Origin of the sequence: Spirosoma panaciterrae DSM 21099 (genome assembly GCF_000374025.1) — a bacterium.
In the GTDB taxonomy this organism is placed as follows: domain Bacteria; phylum Bacteroidota; class Bacteroidia; order Cytophagales; family Spirosomataceae; genus Spirosoma; species Spirosoma panaciterrae.
In genome coordinates this window covers 564131-583762 of record NZ_KB893172.1, presented here as the reverse complement: position 1 = coordinate 583762, position 19632 = coordinate 564131, and the positions used below count along the sequence as shown (strand labels likewise).

The window sequence follows — 19632 nt, the reverse complement described above, 5'->3', positions numbered from 1 at the left end:
TGAACGAACGATTCGTCATCAAAAAAGCCACGCCGTTGCTGACGTGGCTTTTTAAACGATATTCCCTACGGTTAGTCGTTACGACGACCGCCCATCAATAAACTTGCGTAATAGAGCAGCGTAGCCAGCGAGCCCAGTGCTGCCACCACATAGGTCATAGCAGCCCACCAGAGCGCATCTTTAGCGAATCCGTACTCCCGCTGATTGACAACGCCCCGATTCTGAATCCAGGCCAAAGCCCGACGGCTGGCATCGAACTCAACGGGTAACGTAATAAAGCTAAACAACGTGGTCAGGGCAAACATGGCCACCCCAATCGCCAGCGGAATAGGGGTCGTCCGCAACAGTAAGACACCGGCCAGCAGTACCCACTGCATATACTGAGAAGATACTGTCAGAACTGGCACCATGGCCGAACGGAATTGCAGCGGTCCATACGCCAATTTATGTTGCACAGCGTGACCACATTCGTGAGCCGCAACGGCCGCTGCGGCTACGCTACGCCCGTAATACACGTCGGCACTGAGGTTGACCGTTTTTTCCTGCGGGTTATAGTGGTCAGTCAGCATCCCTTCGACCGAAACGACCCGAACATCATAGATGCCGTTTTCGTTGAGCATTTTTTGCGCCACTTCGGCTCCGCTCAGGCCATTGCTCAGACCAATTTGTGAATATTCATTGAATTTGCTTCGTAAACGCCAGCTCACAAAGGCACTGGCGCCGAAAATGAGAATCATTATTAACCAGATCATCGATAGTTAGTCAGGTTTATGGTTTATTCTGACGGCCAACTTAATTGCCTGTCAATAGTAAAACAACAGTTTACCGAAAAAGTATCCCGGCCCTTTACCATTTATCAGAGTATGGGACCATTCATTCCGCTAATAGCTCTGTTTGATTCGTTCGATGAGCTTCGTGGTTGAATAACCGGGAACTAAAGCGATGGTTTCGACCCGACCACCACGCCCCAGTACAAAATCAGCCCCTACGATGGTAGCTACGGAATAGTCGTTGCCTTTAACCAGAATATCGGGCTTAACGGCTTCGATCAGTTCAAGGGGGGTATCTTCGCCAAAGAGCGTTACGGCATCCACAAACGCCAGCGCGGCCATTAGCCGGGCGCGGGCATACTCGTTCACAACGGGGCGAAGTGGCCCTTTGATACAACTTACCGATGCGTCGGTATTTAGCCCCAAAATCAACTTATGGCCCAGACTCCGGGCCTTTTCCAGATAATCGATGTGTCCTAAATGAACAATATCGAAGCAGCCGTTGGTAAAGACAATCTGCTGCCCTTCAGCCCGCCATTGATTGGCCTGTTGTATGGCCTGCTCACGGGTCAGTATTTTCGATTCAGTCATAAGTAAGTTACCGTTCCAGTTTGATGGCTTTGGGATCGTCGAGTACATCAGGCAGATTGGTCGTTTTATTCCGTCGAAGTAAAACGACCAGCAGGGCCAGAATTCCCAGAATGATGATCATTACGGCCGAAACGCCATGAATAAATGTAGCCAGTATCTGCCCATCCTGACTTGTTAATCCGTAGAGCAATGCTACCTGGCCAACCAGCAGGTGGAACGACCCAATTCCGCCCGGTGTGGGAGCCGCCATACCCAATGAGCCAACCACCAGAATCGTTAATCCGGCCAGCATACCTAGGCCAGCCGTAGCGGGCATGGCAAAGAATAAGGTATACGACATCAGATAATACATCGTCCAGATGAGCAGCGTATGAAACACAAACATACCGGGTCGACGTAACTTCCGAACGCTCAACAGGCCATCCAGCAGCCCTTTCAGAAACCCACTAACCTTCTGATAGAGTGGATGTCTACCTAAGGCTTCGCGATAGCGGTTGAATAAAAACCACGCTAATAAAGCCCCGCCCAGAAGCACAGCGCCTATCAGCAGCAAAAGACTCGACCCACTTGACCCTTTGGGAAGTTTGCCCCCCAGAAATTCCATGAAAAACTGGCTCAGTCGGTCAAACTCCAGCACGAATGTCGCACCCAGCAGCAGGAGCAGCATGAGCAGGTCGAACAACCGCTCGGCCACTACCGTTCCAAAACTCACATTAACAGGCACTGCCGACAAACGATATAAGGTGCCACAACGAGCCACCTCACCAGCCCGAGGCAATGCCATATTGGCCAGATAGCCCGTCAATACGCTTACTGTAGCTTCCAGCGATGTAGGCCGCTGTGGTACAACTGGTTCCAGCAGCACACGCCAACGTTCGGCACGGCTCCAGTGGGCGATAATCGTAAACAAACCAGACAAAAGCACCCACCGATAGTCGGCAGCACTGATTTTCTGCCACAGGTCCGCTACGTCCAGATGGCTTTGCTGAAACGTAAACCAGAGTAATCCTCCGGCAATAGCCAGAGAGATCAGGTATTTGAGTATATTTTTGAGATTCATGCGCATGTAATGCGACAGATAAGCCGCATCAAAAGATTACATTAGGCGGCTTACCAGCCGCGTTCCATAAAAAAACTCCGCTACAAAGTAACGGAGTTTCCCTGAAACGAATAGTAAACGCTTAGTAAATGGCCCGAAACAATCCGCTCAATACACGGCCATTTCGGGTTCAATTTCCCGCGCCCAGGCGTTGATACCGCCATCCAGATTATACAGATTCGTGAGGCCGTCCTGGGCATACAGGTACTGCGCAACATTGGCCGAACGAATACCATGATGACAATAAATGACTACGGGCCGATCCGTTGGGATGCGTTTGCGGTTATTGGGAATCATACTCACCGGAATCAGTACAGCATTTTCCAGATGGCAAAGCTCATATTCGGGCCGCTCCCGAACATCGAGCAGAAACAAGCCTTCGCCCAGCGCCAATCGATTGGCCAGCTCCTGAACTGTCATTTTTTGTGGACCCAGTTCGCCCGGATTCGATCGGGTACTGGCCGAAGTCAACCCCTGCTGAGCCAGCTCATCGGCATCGGCCCGCCGTTTGGTTTTTATTTTCTGCTGATTCATCGACAGCAGATCAATCATCAGCAACTGGTCAGAAAGCGGATCACCAATCCCCGTAATCCACTTAATGACCTCATTAGCCTGATAGGTACCAATCACGCCCGGTAATACCCCCAGTACGCCCGTTACACTACAGTTCGGAATTTCAATTTCGTTGGGATAATCAGGAAATAAACACCGATAGGTAGGCCCACGTCTGCCATCGCCAAGCTCGGCATTCAGGACAGCAATCTGCCCTTCAAATCGGTGAATCGCCCCGTATACAAACGGTTTCTCTAACGTGACGCAGATATCATTGACCAGATAACGTACTTTAAAATTGTCGGTACAATCGACTACGATATCATACGCTTCGATAATCGACCGGGCATTGCTGATATCCAGCGCCATCGTGTAGGTATCGAACCGAAGTTCGGGATTGAGCCTTTTAAGGTGGCTTACAGCTACTTTGGCTTTAGGTTTACCAATCTCATCCGTTGTATAGAGCACCTGTCGTTGCAGATTGCTCAGATCCACGACATCCGGGTCAATGACGCCAATTCGGCCTACGCCAGCCGCCGTCAGATACAGCAGTACCGGACAGCCAAGGCCACCGGCCCCAACCACAAGTACACGCGCATTCTTCAGTTTTAGCTGGCCGGCAGATCCGAGTTCGGGCAAATTTAAGTGTTTCTGATAACGTTGTTGTTCGGAAGGCACTAGCGTTGTTGTTTCCATAGTCGTACAATATACAACTTAAATCAATAGGGGCGTTGCTTCAAATCAACAGATTTAGCCTACTGAAAATTGCGTCGCGAAAGCCTTCCAACAAAATATTTTTAGGCATCGGTTCTCAGGCTTCTGTTTGTCGAAACTCGTCGTTAAAACCGAAAGCCCAACGTCTGAAACGTTACCATTATAAAACCTTTTTTAGTACTATTGCCCCGTAAAATCCAAATGTTTCTCAACTATGTTTACGTATTTATCGATGGCGGGTGGCGTTTCGGCCAGCCTGTTAGCCCTTACCCTGACGTTCAACGCAAATTCTGTCACCTCAACAACCATACACACAGCGGGTGTCTATGAATCGCCAGCCAAAAAAGGTCCCTGGGAAACGCTGTTTGATGGAAAAAGCTTAAAAGGCTGGCACATCTACCTCAAGAACGGACAACCTATATCGGATAAATGGACCGTCGATAACGGCGCCATTCACCTGACAGCCGGTGGCGCTGGTGACCTGGTCACGGATAAAGAATACGGCAATTTTGAACTGGAAGTTGAATGGAAAATTGCTGAAGGTGGCAATAGTGGCATCATTTACCACGTACATGAAGACCCTAAGTTCAAAGCGACGTATCAAACGGGCCCCGAAATGCAGGTCCTGGACAACGAACGTCACCCCGATGCCAAACAAGGTCGTGATGGGAACCGAACAGCCGGAGCACTTTATGATCTGCAAAAACCCATTACGCCAAATGCGGCCAAACCCGCTGGCGAGTGGAACCTAGCCCGCTTAGTTGTAAAAGATGGCCGGGCCGAGCAGTTCCTGAACGGCAAAAAAATTGCCGATTACCCAACCAGCGGCCCTGAATGGGACAAAATGGTATCGGAGAGTAAATTCAAGGGTTGGGAAGGCTTTGGCAAGTATTCGACCGGCCATATAGCCCTGCAAGACCATGGCAACAAGGTCTGGTATCGTAAAATCCGAGTTCGCGAATTGTAATTTTGAATGATAGAATGATTGAATGATAGAATGGTTTAGCCAGCTACACTCCTATTCAATCATTCTATCACTCTATCATTCAATCATTCAACCACTATGCAACGCCGAACGGCCCTTAAAACCTTAACGGGTACAGCCCTAACGCTCCCTACCCTGACTCATTCATTAGCCCAGCCAATGACTGCATCCGAACAAGCTCCTACCGTATTGAAAGGAAACATCAACCACGCCGTTTGCAAATGGTGTTACGGCAAAATTCCGCTCGAAGATTTTTGCAAAGCGGCCAAAGAGATGGGCATCAAAGGCATCGACCTGCTCGACCCCGATCAGTGGGCAGTTGCCAAAAAATACGGTCTTACCTGCTCTATGCCACAGGGAGCGGGCAAAGGGATTACCCAGGGATTCAATGATCCTAAACTCCACGACGAGTTGGTAGCCAGCTACGAAGCTATTTTCCCGAAGCTGAAAGAAGCAGGGCTGGACAAAGTGATCTGTTTCTCAGGCAACCGACGGGGCATGAGCGATGCTGAAGGTATGGAAAACTGCGCGGTAGGCCTGAAACGGCTGATGCCTAGCGCCCAAAAGTATGGTGTGACCATGATTATGGAGTTGCTCAACAGCAAAGTGGACCACAAAGATTATATGTGCGACCACAGCGCCTGGGGTGTGGAACTTTGCAAGAAAGTAGGGTCCGAAAACTTCAAACTGCTATATGACATCTACCATATGCAGATCATGGAGGGCGATATTATCCGGACCATCCGCAACAACCACCAATACTTTGGGCATTACCATACCGGCGGAAACCCCGGTCGAAATGAGATTGATCAGACGCAGGAACTCTACTACCCGGCCATTATGAAGGCCATCGTCGATACGGGCTATAAAGGCTTTGTGGCCCAGGAGTTCATTCCCAAACGCGACCCACTCACCAGCCTCAAAGAAGCCGTCATTCTGTGTGATGTGTAGTTTTTAAAGTAATAGGAGCGAGAAGTGAGAATGGCTGGCGCATCAATATTTATTAATGCGTCAGCCATTCTCACTCCTCGCTCCTATTACTTTAAAAGAACATAGTTCTTATACTCGCCTATTCGCCAGCCGGTTAGCTTTTCGATAAAGGTCAGAAAACGGACCCGGAGCGTGTAGTGCTTTTGGCTGGTATCGAACACAAAATTCCAGTTTAGTCGATCGACCCGTGGTTGCATTACGGCTGGATGCTGCCCTTTAAAAAGAGCCAGCGAGTCGATTTCGCTATAATCAAAATTCGCCTGAGCGGCTTCTACTTCTGCAATTTTTTCGGGATCGGTATGCCAGAAGTGATTGGCGTATCGAAGTCGGTTCTTCTGTAAATCAGGAGGTTTTACCCAGCCGTAATGGTAGATATAGGCATCGATCAGTTTCACGTTCAGCTTTCGGTTATCGCGCGTTCGAAACCCCTGGGCATCCTTATACGACACCACATTGCCCGTATTCCGAATCACCCGAATTTCCCGGCGATACCACCGTCGGGAATCGCCAACGTAGCTGTAAGACCCAAAAAAATGAACGTATTTGAAGAGTAGTCCTTCTACCTTTTTATCGTCCATATACCCTTGCATGGCCTCCCGAACGGCCGGGATCGAATCTTCGTGCAGCACTTCATCGCCCTGAATATAAAATGCCCAATCGACATCAGCCGATACCGCAGCCAGTGCTTTATCCGTTTCCTGGGCGAGTACCCGCCCCCCGGCCCGCGCATTCACATCCCAGGTGGTATGAATAATTCGAATTTTGTCGGAAGGAATGGCCTGGATTAGCTTCAGGGTATCATCGTCCGATTCACCGACGGCAATGACAAACTCATCGCAAAGCGGCAAAACCGATGTGATCGCTTCAACAATCGGGTAATCGAACAGAAGGGCATTACGGATAAAGCTAAATCCGGCTACTTTCATAAAACGACTCAAGTTGACTATGAGCCGGTAAAGATAAGCCTGTTTTTTGGGTTCGCTTCCAGTTTGACATCCTTCATGGCCTTCAGTCAGATTCTGTCATGAAGGCTTAAAAGATTAATCAGGAAAGCTGGCTGGCAAAACGGGCGCTATCCCAGTTAATATCTACGTGCGTAATACGGTCGGATGGATCGAAGCGGAAAACAAAGACATGATCGCTATTGAACGTATGGCCTTTGCTGGGGATACCCATAAACGCTTTGGCCTGCGTACCAAAAATCGTGACCTGACACGTAACCACGTCGCCTTCAGCCGTAATGGCATCAACCGTATTGTCGACGTTTGGAAAGCAATCCATAATCAACTGCCAGACGTTTTTGCCAAACTCCCAGAAAGTCCCTTTGCCATCGTTACCAAGCGGTACGAAATGGACGGTTGCATCGGGGGTTGCGAGGTTAATCATTCGGGCGGTATCGAGATCGCTATAGGCTTCGAAAAATGCCAGGCATGCTCCTTTTCGGGTCAATTCAGCTACTGATTCCTGCTTTGTGGTTTCCATACGTGTAAGGGATATTGATTGGTTGTCTAAACATGAAAACGGTATTTGAGCCGGACAAAACTTATTTCCCAGCCGTTTCTTTCGGGTAGTTCATATGGGCCTTCACCTTACGAATCTGTCGCAAATGCCGATCGACATGGCCCCACTGAAAAATATAGACCTGATGCATGTTACGTGGGCTATCGGTGCCCGTCAATTCAAATTGCGCCCGCATATCAGCCTGAGTCTTCTCGACAAACGAGATCGTTTGATTCCGTAATTTCAGAAAAAAAGCCAGATTGTTTTTTCCTTCGATAAACCCGGTAGGCCGTGAGAAATCGGGCGATACATGCGGAGTATCTTCCATGATCCAGTCCGCATAATATTGATCCGGTTTACTGGTCTGATTAAGTTCGGGTTGTGGCTTACTACGGCTCCCCATGCTCACTTCCCGCGCCCAGATAATTTCCCATAAAGCCAGGTGCTCCACGATTTCGCCAATACTCCAGCGATCGGGCGACTCCTTGAAACGCCATTGGGCCGGGCTCAGGTTTTCCGTTTCCTGCACCACCAAATCGCGGGTACGTTTGAGGTTATCCAGCGTGTATTGCCGGTCAGCTTCAGTCCAGAGTTTTGTCGGTGCAGGCGTTTGAGCCAGCAAGCGGCTGTGGAGCAGAACGACAAGCCAGACCAGGCAGCAAGTTCGCATCACAGTCGATCCCCCTTCAATTGTCCAGTAGCTGTTCATCATGTATTGGTTTGATTGATGAGTCAAAACTACAGGGCCAGCCTAAGGCCTCATTGTAAAATTGCGACATTCTGCCGCCATGTGCTTTCCTTCGGCAATCATTGTGACGATTGCTCTGTCAAATACTGCGTCAATTCAAGGTTATTCCGAACGTAGAGCGATGGATTTTTGCCCGTGAATGCGGTAAATTCTTTGATAAAATGCGACTGGTCATAATAACCATATCGATACACGAGGTCCTGCCAATCGGTGATCTGCCAGCGATGACTAGCCAGTTCGGAACACATATAACTGATCCGTCGGATTCGCGCATAAAACTTAGGACTTACGCCAACCCGTTGCAGAAACTTTCGTTCGAACTGCCGACGGCATAGAAACGCATCTTCGATCAGCCCACTCAAACTGACATTGCCCCGATTCGCTACAATCAGGTTCGCTACGTAATCGATACGGTCAGGCTGGCAGTTACGCCTGATCAACTGAAAGGATAAAAAATGCTCAAGACAGGCAATTTGCGCCGAGTGGCTGGGCGCTTCGGCTAGCTGCTCGGCCAGGTACTGAACAGATTGCTCCAGCACGTCAGTGAGCGCAATGCGTTCATCAGTCAGCTCAACCACGGGTAAGCCGAACAAGCTTCCTATTCCGGCAGGGCGAAAGACAATGCCAACCATATGGATCGAATCGGACAAATACAGTCGGTATTGGTGGGTTGCCTGCCCGGTCATAAAGGCCGTAGGGACAGCCTGAACCGAATTTCTTTGTGCAGTACCTACCGAATACGGAGCCCCCAGATTAAAGACAATAGACCCAAATCCAGAAGGGGGCGATTCTATAACAGCAGGCTTCTTTACAGGCAATGGCCAGGCAGTTGTATCAGGATTATTTTCCCAGATGTAATAACATTCCACAAAAGGAGCCAGATGAGGTGCTGGGGAATATTTCTGGTAAAACATGGGTGTATAGTCTGTTCAATGCCAATTTACTAGATAGTGATTTAAGAATCAGTGTCAGCTAAATAGCTATCAAACGGTCAACCACCCTCAAAGCCTACACGTTATCCCCTAATCAAAAAGGCCGATTCTGAGAATCGGCCTTTTTGATTAGGGGTATATTGCTTACGCATGTTGTCGCTCATGCTTACCTTCCCGAATCTCTTCAATCATTTTCCGGTTGAAGGCAGGAATATCGTCCGGTTTCCGGCTGGTTACCAGGCCCTGGTCGGTCACCACTTCCTGATCGATCCAATTTGCACCGGCATTTTTCAGGTCGGTCTGAATCGATGGATACGAGGTCAGTTTGCGACCGTTTACCACCCCTGCTTCTATCAGCATGATAGGCGCGTGGCAGATAGCGGCTACCGGCTTTTTATTCTCGAAAAAATGCCGGACAAACTGTACGGCCTTGGGCTCCATCCGAAGATTATCAGGATTCATCACCCCACCTGGCAATAATAGCGCATCGTACTGGGATGGATCGGCGGCAGCCAATGGCAGATCGACCGGAAACGTGTCGCCCCAATCCGTGTGCTCCCATCCTTTTACATCACCCCCTTTCGGAGCTATCAGGTGCGTGGTGGCCCCCGCATCCTGTAACGCTTTGCGGGGCTCGGTCATTTCAACCTGTTCAAATCCATCGGTCAGCAGAATCGCTACCTTCTTTCCATCCAATCGTTGTTGCGTTTCCATAGTTTCGTTGAGTATTTAATTCTCTGGTATAACTATAGAATCAAGGGAAAGTTATAGGTATTTACTGACTATAGGCGGTCAAAAGGGCGTCAGAAGCGTATTATTTTCTGGCTATTATACTGACCATCAGCCGTTAACTGAAGGATATATTCGCCCGACGACGAAGGCAGCGAATGGGCTGGAAACGTTTCCTGATGCTCCCCTATCGATTGATCAGGCCGGGCAAATCGCTGTATAATTTGCCCGTTTGCATCGGTTATGGTCAGTAAAACGGTGGACCGCTTTTGTAATCGATATCGGACCGTTAGATCGCCTGCCGACGGGTTTGGACTAACGCTCACGGCAAATTCGGGCGTTGGCTCCACGCCCAGCACCTGCACATCCATTGTCAGAATGGCGTTATCCATCCATTCCAGTCGGTTTTTAACCCAGGTTTTCAGAAAGTTGATTTCTTCCTGATAGGTTTTTCCGACAAAACTATTGGGCCAGACGTACACGCCCAGAATAGGCCAACGCTGAAAATTACGACTCTGGGCTTCAGCCAGTACATTGGCTACTGAATCGACATAGGCCTGAACCCGCTCGGTTTTGAGCAGTCCTTTCCGAAGCGTCTGGTATTTAGTCCGTACAGCCTTCGAAAAACGCGGATCGCTCACCAGCCGATACCACCAGAATGGAACCTGATAGGGATCATCTCCACAGATTCTATCGTACGTATACGACCAGCCCTGATACGAATTACCATTGCAGTAGTTGGCGTTGCCGTAGGCCAGATTAAAGTCCCAGATTGGGCCCATCACCAGCCGCCCATCTTTCGAATCCCGGTCTTTATAGAAAAATGCACTCAATCGATACCCATCCAGATTATGCGCTACTTCGGTCATAATCATATAATCCACAAAGGAATCATCGTGAATGTATTTCCGATACCCCACTGCCGAATCCTGGTACCTGGCCCCGGCCAATGTATTCTCAAAATCGGTCACAAACTGTTTGGCGTACTGGTATTGCGGTTCAGTCACCTCGTCAATCTTGGGCTTATCAATCTGAATTGGAATAGCAATATTGTTCGTTTTGAAAGGTGAATCCCAGTCGCGCGAGTCGGCTCCGGTGTATTTGTCAATTTTGAAAATGTACCCACCCGTTACGGCATCGCCTGTATTATCAGCGGTTTTGATGCTGGTGATGTTCACCCGGTTTTTGTTGCGCTTGATTTTTTCCATCAGCATATACACCCCATTGTAGCTCCCGTTCAGCACCACTTCACACAGGCGAAATCGAGGAGTGTAATAGGCGCTTAGCTGTCGGTTCAGGTCGTAGGTAAGCGGCTCCCGAATCAGCGATTTATCATTATACATGGCGTTGAGTACCCAGTCCGATTCGGAAGGCATACCCAAAATCGACGCGTTGACGGAGTTTTCGCCCGATGCATCGCGCAATTCGAAACCATACGGCTTTTTGGGGAAGCTCTGCGACGACGAGCCCCGTAGTTCGATCCCTATTTTGCTGGTAAACGTAGGCGTATCGGTCAATGCGTTGCGCTTGCCTGTTCCGTTATCGACAATTGCCAGATCGGCTACTATTTTGGGGTCGTCGACAATAGTTTTACTACCTGTGTTGATGATAACAATCGGCAGATTCGACGACGTAAACGATTGGCTAAACGCCGAAACAGTAAGCAGTAAGAAACAAATCGTCCAGGAGTAAACAGGCTTCATAGGGGCTGTGGTCGTTACGGATCTATTTTTTTAGACCCTTCGTAGGTATAAAGCAACATTGCCTTATCGAATACTAGTAAGCCCCCTATTTCTCCTGCCTAGTTGCCTATAGTTAGTTTACCACCCGATACATAGTTTATTTTACCCTTCAGATCGAGCGACCTGGCCTGAACAGTGGCATCGATAGTCACAACATGCCCTGACTGAATGAATGCCTGATCGGTCAGGATCGGGATGCGACCACAGGCCCAGGTGGTTGGGTCGTTCCAGTTGCCGGATTTTACACTGGTCACCCGATCCGTATAGCAACTGGCCTGCGACAGCAATCGGATGTAAGCCCCCTGCGAATAAATAGCGGGTTCGTTAAGCTGCCAGGAGTTTTCGGGATAGCTCGTGTTCCAGGCTTTGTAGGCTTTCTGAATCGGCTGGTTCTGTGGCGGACTAATCACAGGCCCCGAATAAGCCGCGTCGGGCGCATAGGTTGGATTGGCTCCTCCCATCAGATAACCCGGTGGCGGATTCAGGTCAAAAACGGTGCCATCCCCAAACCACGAATGGTACATAGTAGGGGCTGAAAATTCACCCCCGTAAGCACTCATATTGGTCAGGTAACAATACGCCGTCGGGTTAACGCCATGCAGGTAGTGCATGTATCCCATGCCCGCATCCCGATAATTGGCCTTGTTGCCCGTATCCTGATTGTAGACGTTCATGGCAAAAAACATATTTCCCTGATGCGACTTGGTTTCGTTGCTACCCCAGGTGTAGTTGTCATTTTTGAGAAACGCCCGGTAGGCATCCGACTGATTCAGATACGAAGGCAGGTTATCAGAATTACCCGTTTTCAAACTCCCGGTATAGGTCGATAAAATGGCATTTTTAACGCTGGTTGTGGCACCGGCAGCGCGGGTATAATAGAGCAATGCATCCTGATAGGTAGCCTCAAACGGGTAGGCAAAGCTCCACTGCATCAGATGCACCTGACTGTAATTAGCCTCGAAAAAGGTTTTGTACGTAGTGTCGCCCGTCAGAGCGTACAGAAAAGCCGCTGCCGCTACCCGACGGGCCAGCCGGTCGTTGTCGGTATAGGTGGCGGCAACACTCTGAAAACCCGTATTATTGAACAGGACCGACGGATTGCTACTGGCCCAATTGAAGGCATTGACAGCCGCCGTCTGAAGCGTGCTCCCATAGGCTTGCAGGGTTGGGCTACTCAGCGATTTAAACTGAATAGCCGCCAGGGCGAAAACAGCCGCTCCGGTAGCCGTAGCATCCGTGCTGGCGGCTCCATACCGACGACTATGGGTATCGGCACTAGGTGGCGAGGTGGCACTAAAATCCGTAACCGATACCTTATGGAGCAACGACCCATCGGCCTGCTGCATCCGCAGGAGCCAGTCAAGCTCCCATTTCACCTCATCGAGCAAATCCGGCACTCCATTCCCCGATTCGGGCAGGTTGAAATCATCCGTCCACACAGCCGGATTCTCCTGATAGGCCAGCAGCATATCGACTAATGGACCGTAGGTAAACGGTACGTATTTGTTGTAATCTCCGGCATCGAACCAGCCCCCCCGTAAATCCTTCGATGTTGCCGCCGATGTATTACTCACCAGTCGACAGTCGGCATCCTGCTGGGCTCCCAGAAAAGCCGCGCCATCGGTCCAGGGGCTTTGGGCGTAAGGCGTTTGTTTGGCAAAGCCGCTTCGCTGATAGAAAAAAACACGGGTGGCCTGCTTCAGCACATTCTGATAAACGGCATTGCTAATATCGAATGCATACGAACGCTTGTTCTGCCCCACGTCATACACGTAATACGTTCCGGGCGTTTGTAGGGTCGAGAAATCGAACCACCAGACCTTATCGCCCGATTGCATGTGCGTGGCCCCTGCACTCCACGAGGCTGGCGCTCCTGTAAACACAACCGCATCATTGGCCGCATTCCGAATCTGATAGCTACCGGACGGTGTAAATGGCTCACTGGCATTATATCCTGTTTGTGGGTTGCTGATAACGGCCACTTTTTTCGCCATTGGCAAATACCCAAACTGATCGACTTTGATGTGGACATCGACTTCCGGGAAGCTGCTCAATTGATAGTTTTTAACAAAGTTCCAGATCGTCGAGGCCACGTTGAACTGCGTACTCCAGCCATGCGTAGCGTCTTTGGTCATCAGTAAAATCACCTTTTTGCCCGCTCCGCAAAACGTCAGCGAATCGACATTCGGGTTAAACGCGGCAGTTGTATACGAACTCCAGTTGTTGCAGTTCATACCAGCGTAGTTCGATAGCGGCCAGGCATAGGCTGGTGTTTTCGGATAGGGTACAATCGGGGGCGTAACGGTCGGGTCGCCTGCGCTATGGATGTGTAGTATAGGAACGGGCGTATACGTACCCACCGAAAAATAGGCATTCGAATAACTGTTATTGACCCACAAACTGGCCGCTACGGGGGCAAAAGCCGCGATCTTATTCGCCAGCGCCATACTGAGAAAATAACACATATAGCCCCCGCCCGAATGCCCCGTTATATACACCCGATTGCGATTGATGCGGTACGTTTGGGCAAAATAATCAATCAGATCGGACGTAAATCGGACATCATCCGGCGCATTAGGGTCGGCCGGACTAGGGCCATTCGCATCGCCTGCCGATCCGAAACCGGGAGCTGTATCGGCATATTTATTGAATTGAATACTCCCTCCCACCGTAACCGCATCGGGATAGACAACAACAAAATTTTGGGTGTTCGCCACCGCGTCCAGTCCGGCATAAGCCTGAAAGCCAGCACCCGTACCGCCATCGCCATGAAAGGCAATTACCAGGGGCAGATTATCCTTCGGAAAATTTGTGGGGAGATGATAGGAAAACGTCCGCGTTCGGCCACCGGATACCAGATTACCTGACCCATTCACAGGACTTTGCGCTCCGACTCTAGCAGACATCAGCACCCATACGAACGAAACGAGGAGCCTCAGCGCGTTCATGTCTATCCTTTTTTGTTGAGTTCCGATCAGCAGCATACCGCCTGATTTAGCCGTAAATAAGCAAAAGGAGCTATTCAAACTATAATTTTCTATGTGAGCGGTCGTGAATTTATACACTCTTTGTCAGGACGATATATACAAAAAACTTCCTCCCCAGTAAAACCAAACAGAGCCGGATCGCGTGACCCGGCTCTGTTTGGTTTTACTGTTTTACTATCCGTTTTCGGAATACCTCGTCGCCCATCCTGATTTCGACAAAATAGACTCCTCCCGGCGTGTTTCTTATATCCAGTTCCTGCTGGAAGATGTCGGTTGTTTTCTGATAGTTCTGTCGGCTGAGTTCGGCTCCGTTTATGTTTCGGACACCCAGTGTCAAGACTCCTCGTAGCGGGCTGCTGAACGATACCATCATCTGGCCATCAGTCGGGTTGGGGGTTATCTGCAAGGCTTGTTCGGCCAGTGGGGTTGTCGAGGTAACAGTTCCAGCACGAACATTGACGGTCACGACGGCGCTCGTGCTACACAGGTCCAGTCCCGAACCTGTAACCGTGTAGGACGTGGTTTGCGTAGGGCTGGCAACTACCTGGGCGCCTAGCGTTGTGTTGAGGCCGGGTCCACTCCAGGTGAAAATACTGGCGCCACGGGCATTCAGCGTAACGGTCTGGCCGGGGTCGATAAAGATGGACGAAGCGGCCACCTGCACCGAGGGCTTCTGCCCTACACGACCGGCAATATTATGCGCGACGTTCAGACCCAGGCTATCGGCATACCGAATCCAGTTGCCCTGCTGGCTAAGCCGCCACGAGGTAGCCTCCAATGATTCACCATTTCTAGTTGTCACTAAGGCAACCGTATCACCCGATGCATAAGGCAGTAGAATACCGATATGGAAAGGCAAACCACTCAACGGAAGGCTCTTATCAAAGGTTACGGAGGTAGCGCGGTTGTTGGCTACATCGTTCAGAATATCGCGTAAAGGCACATCTTTCTGCCCTAGAATAGCGCCCGGCCCGCCCTGAAAACCCCGGCCATTCCAAACGGTTACGGTTACAACCGATTCGGTAGCGGCTCCTTTGGCGGCCTTGGCGACCCCAAATTTAAGCGTAGCGCCCGACAGGTTATTGTAGGCCAGCTTATTAGCAAAAAACTCCGAAACGGCCTGACTCTTATGGCTGTTCTGTCCGGCTACATAGCCTGTTCCACCCGTTTCGCGGAGTAAGGTGGCGGTTCCGTTGAAGTTGGTAATATCCGAACACAGCCCGGAATTCAGTACTTCGATGTATTCGGTCCGAACCAGCGGGTCCGACTGGCCGAGCGCGTTCGTCGTTACCAGCGTTACTTTAAACTTACCCGGCTGCGTATAGGTAACCGTCGGGTTTTGGTCCGTTGAGGTGGCCGGTGTACCGCCTTCGAAGGTCCATAACCATGAGGTCGGGAAATTTTCCGATAGGTCGGTAAACTTAAGCTGCCCGCCTAACAATACCTGCTGGTTATCGACCCGAAAATTAGCCTTGGGTCGGGCGGCTACCTGTGTACCACAGACATTAGACGATAGCAACGTTAACCGCCGGGGGCTAAGCGCCATAACGGCCCGAATCCGGTCTTTCTGGTTCTGGGTGAAAATATTGGAGCAGGCATCGTTGGAGTAGTCCATGTAGTTCTGCACCATGTTGGTAGACCCGCAGCTTACCCGACCCACCTGGCAACCATTACTGGCCGACGCCTGGGGCGGGGTATCGGCACAGAAGTCGTCGCCACAAACGGCATCGCCCCAGATGTGCCGCAAGCCCAGAAAGTGGCCCGTTTCGTGCGTCAGGGTACGACCCAGGTTATAAGGCGACTGGAGCACCGGGAAGGTTCCTTTGTCGGCACTACCGAACGCTTTGTAATAAATCACCACCCCATCCGTACTGGCAGGTGAATCAGTGGGAATACCCGGCAGATTCGACTGGCTGGGAAACTGCGCATATCCTAACAATTGTCCGTTTACGGAAGGCTCGTTCAGATCCAGTACCCAAATGTTGTAGTATTTATCAGGATTCCAGTAGGTACTGGGTTTGAGCACCCCTTCGATACTGGCCTGATCCCAGGTGGTCCGGTTACCGTTGTAGCGATCAATACCCGGCTCAGCCAGCGTCTGTCCCTGTGGGTTCACTGCAGCCAGACAAAATTCGATTTCAATATCGGCTCCCACCGGATTATCATTGAATCCACGCGTACCGGCTTTCCGGCGGTAATCTTCGTTCAGTACGGCCAACTGCGATTGCACCTGTGCCTGGCTGATGTTTCGCCCCGTTCCAACCGTTTCGCCATTATGTACTACGTGAACAATAACCGGAATGGTAATCACCGTAGCGGCTGCCGTCCGATTGTTGGCCATCTGCTTTTTGAGGGCAATCATTTTCAACTGTAGCTCCCGTTCAAAATCGGCAAGCGAACCCAGTTGCGGATTTTTGGCCCGACGAACACTGTCCATGTACATCGTTCCGCATTTCTCAGGTGCCTGAGCATATAGGCTGGTTGCGAATAAACCCAGTAAGGTCAGGCTAAGTATGAATCGAAACATAGGCCTATTTGGTCGTAACAGGAGTAAACGTAAACTGGTAGCTGGCATCAATATCCTGGAAGTAATACTGAACCGTCATTGAAGTGCTCGTTAGATTCTTAATGATCCAGGGATATTTGCCATTCAAAACAGGAATATAGAATTCCAAAGTTGCGTTGGCATTGACCAACGTCCAGGTATCAGTCAGGTAAAGATCCGGGTCCGATGCACTGCACTTTGTAGGGCCTTCACTGGCTTCAAACTTGCGCTCCGAATTGGCGTAGAAGGTTAGGTAATCGTCGTAGATACAAGGCGCTATATTACTTTGGTTTACGGGAATTACACCCGACGCATTACCCGCGTCGATTACCTGAAAGGAGACCATCTTCCAGGTTTTCTTATCGGTGCCTGTCAGCAGTTGCGAGTAGGTCGGTGGTTTGGGTTCTATCTTTTCCGAACAGCCTCCCAATATCCATCCGATAAAGCCTGGGATCAATAAGAAGCGTATAAACTGTCGCATAGGTAAAGCTTGTCAACAAGTCTGTAAATAAGTCTGAAACAGATCCTTTATTGGGGTGTATAGGTTTGTGAATACGAAAGCAGCGTATCTTTCCCCGTGGTGAGTTTAATGGTAAACTGAAGGTTCAAGGTAATCACCCGATTCTTTGGATTCCAGGCTCCAGTTCCCTTAATCTTATCGGTTGACCCCAATTCGGCATTGTTTTGGGTGGGAACCGTCAGGGAGTTGTCGCCATTGTCAATAAAGGTCAGTGTTGGCTTAATAGCATCGAAACTCAGGAAAGGAATCCCAATGTTCCAGTTGCTCAGCAGATAGTTTTTACAATCGGTACTGGTAATCGACGCTGTATTGGTATAGGTTTGATTCCCTATTTTACTACTCCCTGCATACGACCCGCCCAACAGGCAATCGTCCTGAATAATGAGCGTAAACTGCTTGCCAATCACGTTTTCACCACTCCCAAAACCCACCTGCAATGAACTAGGCTGCACGCTGGTGATAGTAAACGTTACGGTCGATGATTCGAGGATGTTGTTGGCGTTGTTGATCAGTTTCAGCACAATATTGGCCTTGCTTGATTTAGCCGGAATTGTGACGGTCCCTTTCTTACTGGTAAAGGAATACTCTTTGCCTTCACGCGCTGTTCCGCCCACCGTGTAGTTGATGGTAATGGCCTGATCCAGTTGCGGCCCGGCATTGTGTACTTCTATGTTGATCGGCTGGCTGTAGCTTTCCTTATAGGTCAAACTATCCTTCGTAAAACGGACAAAATACGGGCCTTCGAAAATACGGTCAACATCGCTCGTTTCGCAGGCAAACACGCCCAGCGCCAGCACGAGTACGACTCCGAACAACCCACGTAGTTTATTGGTTATCATGACGTTTCGATTCGTTAGTGATTAATACCCTGGATTCTGGGCTCCCTGTAGACTGGGGTTATTTAAAATTTCGGATTGTGGAATCGGCCATAGCTCATATCGACTATTCCAATTCGGTGAAAAAGCAGACATGACTGCCTGCGCCCGACCAGTGCGAACCAGATCGTACCAGCGATGGCCCTCAAAAGCGAGTTCATATTGACGTTCTCGCTCAACAGCCAGCAAGATATCTGCTTGTGATGTTGCCGTAACAGCAATTCCTTTAGCCCGTGTACGAAGTACGCCTAGATCAGCCACGGCTCCAGTTGCACCAGTTAATTTACCCTGCTGGGCTCTGGCTTCTGCCCGAATCAGATACATTTCAGCCAACCGGAATACTACAATATTTGCATTGTTTTCGAGAGCAGTACCATACTTACGAACTGTCCAGCCGTTGTCGTTCCCCTGTTGTTTCGTTGCGTCGAATGAAATTGTTGCTACGCGAGTACCAGATTCTGTTGAATTGAGATTAATGACCAGTTGGTTTGATGGAATAACTTCCCGACGCCCTACAAATAACGTATTTAGTGTCGCCGGATCATCGTTTAATGTATAACCAACTTCCAGGATCGATTCAGCGGGAAAGTTCTGATTGACAATTGTTGTATAATCGGGTACGAGCGTGAACTTACCTGAGTTAATCACTAACGATGCGTAATTTTCAGCCTGTGACCAATTTTTCTGATATAGGTAATATCGGGCAAGTGCAGCTTGGGTAACCCGTTTTGATAAATAAGCAGCTCCCGTCGATGAGTCATCAGGCAGATCAGCTAGAGCCGCATTAAGGTCAGCCAGCAGGGCTGTTAAGACTGTTGCCTTGGCAGTTCGGGTTACGTTTCGGTTAGTAGCTTGGTCAGTAGTGGTTAGCAGTGGAATATCTCCGTAGGTATAAACCCCATAGAATTCAGCCAGACCTCGAAAAAAGCGTGCTTCGGCAGTTAGTTGCTTTCGGGCATCACTCGTTACGCCAGTTACTGCCGGTAATCGCTCCAGAATAAAATTGGCTATGTAAACTGTTCGATACAGTGCCCCCCAAAATGTAGCGACATCCGAATTAGTAGATGTGATCTGTTTGTTGCCGAACTCCTGGTAACTAGCAAAGGTGCCATTATGCTTAATATGGTCTGCGGTGAAATCACCTGCGATAACAACCGAAGACATCATCCCACGAAATGCACTATACAGACCAATCCGAACCAATGGTACATCAACAGCCGATTTCAATACCAATTCATCGGTGAGTAAATCAACAGGTTTGGGTTCCAATACATCCTTACAGGACGTCAGAAACGTAAGGATTAGTATTAATAAAGTGTAGTAATACTTCATGTAACTGAAAAAGAATATCGG

The 19632-nt window shown here is 49.6% G+C and carries 17 protein-coding genes; 2 read left to right on the top strand and 15 right to left on the bottom strand.

Annotation, left to right across the window (positions count from 1 at the left end):
- Positions 1 to 71: 71 nt before the first annotated feature.
- The 4 genes from B153_RS0102340 to moeB all read right to left on the bottom strand — a co-directional run bounded on the left by B153_RS0102340 (position 72) and on the right by moeB (position 3708).
- Positions 72 to 737, bottom strand: coding sequence for a zinc metallopeptidase (locus tag B153_RS0102340; protein WP_020595053.1), 666 nt, complete (start codon positions 735 to 737; stop codon positions 72 to 74).
- Positions 738 to 881: 144 nt separating this feature from the next.
- A complete protein-coding gene (gene rfaE2 / locus B153_RS0102335) occupies positions 882 to 1361 on the bottom strand; it encodes a D-glycero-beta-D-manno-heptose 1-phosphate adenylyltransferase (RefSeq protein WP_020595052.1) in 480 nt (159 codons plus the stop codon).
- A 7-nt stretch (positions 1362 to 1368) separates the two neighbouring features.
- Positions 1369 to 2421 (bottom strand): lysylphosphatidylglycerol synthase transmembrane domain-containing protein, encoded by a 1053-nt coding sequence (locus B153_RS0102330; RefSeq protein WP_020595051.1) that lies wholly within the window; start codon positions 2419 to 2421, stop codon positions 1369 to 1371.
- A gap of 147 nt (positions 2422 to 2568) precedes the next feature.
- On the bottom strand, positions 2569 to 3708 hold the full coding sequence (moeB, locus tag B153_RS0102325) for a molybdopterin-synthase adenylyltransferase MoeB (RefSeq protein ID WP_020595050.1): 1140 nt from the start codon (positions 3706 to 3708) through the stop codon (positions 2569 to 2571).
- Between the two features lie 232 nt (positions 3709 to 3940).
- Between moeB and B153_RS0102320 the strand changes: the two genes are divergently transcribed.
- Complete coding sequence (locus B153_RS0102320) at positions 3941 to 4693, top strand: 3-keto-disaccharide hydrolase (protein WP_020595049.1); 753 nt, start codon at positions 3941 to 3943, stop codon at positions 4691 to 4693.
- 96 nt (positions 4694 to 4789) lie between these two features.
- Complete coding sequence (locus B153_RS0102315; protein ID WP_020595048.1) at positions 4790 to 5662, top strand: hydroxypyruvate isomerase family protein; 873 nt, start codon at positions 4790 to 4792, stop codon at positions 5660 to 5662.
- 86 nt (positions 5663 to 5748) lie between these two features.
- On the opposite strand, the gene B153_RS0102310 is transcribed toward B153_RS0102315, so the two are convergent.
- The 11 genes from B153_RS0102310 to B153_RS0102260 form a co-directional block, all read right to left on the bottom strand.
- The gene (locus tag B153_RS0102310; RefSeq protein ID WP_020595047.1) at positions 5749 to 6627 is read right to left on the bottom strand and encodes a glycosyltransferase family protein; all 879 of its coding nucleotides are present in this window, start codon (positions 6625 to 6627) and stop codon (positions 5749 to 5751) included.
- A 118-nt stretch (positions 6628 to 6745) separates the two neighbouring features.
- A complete protein-coding gene (locus B153_RS0102305) occupies positions 6746 to 7183 on the bottom strand; it encodes a nuclear transport factor 2 family protein (RefSeq protein ID WP_020595046.1) in 438 nt (145 codons plus the stop codon).
- Between the two features lie 61 nt (positions 7184 to 7244).
- Positions 7245 to 7913, bottom strand: a complete 669-nt coding sequence (locus B153_RS0102300; RefSeq protein ID WP_020595045.1) for a DinB family protein — start codon at positions 7911 to 7913, stop codon at positions 7245 to 7247.
- Between the two features lie 95 nt (positions 7914 to 8008).
- On the bottom strand, positions 8009 to 8863 hold the full coding sequence (locus tag B153_RS0102295) for a DUF6597 domain-containing transcriptional factor (protein ID WP_020595044.1): 855 nt from the start codon (positions 8861 to 8863) through the stop codon (positions 8009 to 8011).
- A gap of 162 nt (positions 8864 to 9025) precedes the next feature.
- Complete coding sequence (locus tag B153_RS0102290; RefSeq protein WP_020595043.1) at positions 9026 to 9595, bottom strand: type 1 glutamine amidotransferase domain-containing protein; 570 nt, start codon at positions 9593 to 9595, stop codon at positions 9026 to 9028.
- A gap of 89 nt (positions 9596 to 9684) precedes the next feature.
- Positions 9685 to 11313, bottom strand: coding sequence for a CotH kinase family protein (locus B153_RS0102285; RefSeq protein ID WP_020595042.1), 1629 nt, complete (start codon positions 11311 to 11313; stop codon positions 9685 to 9687).
- 98 nt (positions 11314 to 11411) lie between these two features.
- The gene (locus tag B153_RS36445; protein WP_169518466.1) at positions 11412 to 14258 is read right to left on the bottom strand and encodes a glycoside hydrolase family 9 protein; all 2847 of its coding nucleotides are present in this window, start codon (positions 14256 to 14258) and stop codon (positions 11412 to 11414) included.
- Positions 14259 to 14502: 244 nt separating this feature from the next.
- Positions 14503 to 16866 (bottom strand): M43 family zinc metalloprotease, encoded by a 2364-nt coding sequence (locus B153_RS0102275; RefSeq protein WP_020595040.1) that lies wholly within the window; start codon positions 16864 to 16866, stop codon positions 14503 to 14505.
- 4 nt (positions 16867 to 16870) lie between these two features.
- Positions 16871 to 17365 carry a lipocalin family protein gene (locus B153_RS0102270; protein ID WP_026261850.1) on the bottom strand — a complete coding sequence of 165 codons (495 nt, stop codon included), beginning with the start codon at positions 17363 to 17365 and terminating at the stop codon, positions 16871 to 16873.
- Positions 17366 to 17412: 47 nt separating this feature from the next.
- Positions 17413 to 18243, bottom strand: coding sequence for a hypothetical protein (locus tag B153_RS0102265; RefSeq protein WP_020595038.1), 831 nt, complete (start codon positions 18241 to 18243; stop codon positions 17413 to 17415).
- A gap of 21 nt (positions 18244 to 18264) precedes the next feature.
- Positions 18265 to 19611 (bottom strand): RagB/SusD family nutrient uptake outer membrane protein, encoded by a 1347-nt coding sequence (locus B153_RS0102260; protein WP_020595037.1) that lies wholly within the window; start codon positions 19609 to 19611, stop codon positions 18265 to 18267.
- Positions 19612 to 19632: the final 21 nt, after the last annotated feature.

Coding starts and splice junctions, on each gene's coding strand:
- B153_RS0102270 (WP_026261850.1), bottom strand. CDS start 17,365: ATGCGACAGTTTATACGCTTCTTATTGATCCCAGGCTTTATCGGATGG.
- B153_RS0102295 (WP_020595044.1), bottom strand. CDS start 8,863: ATGTTTTACCAGAAATATTCCCCAGCACCTCATCTGGCTCCTTTTGTG.
- B153_RS0102260 (WP_020595037.1), bottom strand. CDS start 19,611: ATGAAGTATTACTACACTTTATTAATACTAATCCTTACGTTTCTGACG.
- B153_RS0102310 (WP_020595047.1), bottom strand. CDS start 6,627: ATGAAAGTAGCCGGATTTAGCTTTATCCGTAATGCCCTTCTGTTCGAT.
- B153_RS0102275 (WP_020595040.1), bottom strand. CDS start 16,866: ATGTTTCGATTCATACTTAGCCTGACCTTACTGGGTTTATTCGCAACC.
- moeB (WP_020595050.1), bottom strand. CDS start 3,708: ATGGAAACAACAACGCTAGTGCCTTCCGAACAACAACGTTATCAGAAA.
- B153_RS36445 (WP_169518466.1), bottom strand. CDS start 14,258: ATGTCTGCTAGAGTCGGAGCGCAAAGTCCTGTGAATGGGTCAGGTAAT.
- B153_RS0102315 (WP_020595048.1), top strand. CDS start 4,790: ATGCAACGCCGAACGGCCCTTAAAACCTTAACGGGTACAGCCCTAACG.
- B153_RS0102330 (WP_020595051.1), bottom strand. CDS start 2,421: ATGAATCTCAAAAATATACTCAAATACCTGATCTCTCTGGCTATTGCC.
- B153_RS0102285 (WP_020595042.1), bottom strand. CDS start 11,313: ATGAAGCCTGTTTACTCCTGGACGATTTGTTTCTTACTGCTTACTGTT.
- rfaE2 (WP_020595052.1), bottom strand. CDS start 1,361: ATGACTGAATCGAAAATACTGACCCGTGAGCAGGCCATACAACAGGCC.
- B153_RS0102305 (WP_020595046.1), bottom strand. CDS start 7,183: ATGGAAACCACAAAGCAGGAATCAGTAGCTGAATTGACCCGAAAAGGA.
- B153_RS0102340 (WP_020595053.1), bottom strand. CDS start 737: ATGATTCTCATTTTCGGCGCCAGTGCCTTTGTGAGCTGGCGTTTACGA.
- B153_RS0102265 (WP_020595038.1), bottom strand. CDS start 18,243: ATGATAACCAATAAACTACGTGGGTTGTTCGGAGTCGTACTCGTGCTG.
- B153_RS0102300 (WP_020595045.1), bottom strand. CDS start 7,913: ATGATGAACAGCTACTGGACAATTGAAGGGGGATCGACTGTGATGCGA.
- B153_RS0102290 (WP_020595043.1), bottom strand. CDS start 9,595: ATGGAAACGCAACAACGATTGGATGGAAAGAAGGTAGCGATTCTGCTG.
- B153_RS0102320 (WP_020595049.1), top strand. CDS start 3,941: ATGTTTACGTATTTATCGATGGCGGGTGGCGTTTCGGCCAGCCTGTTA.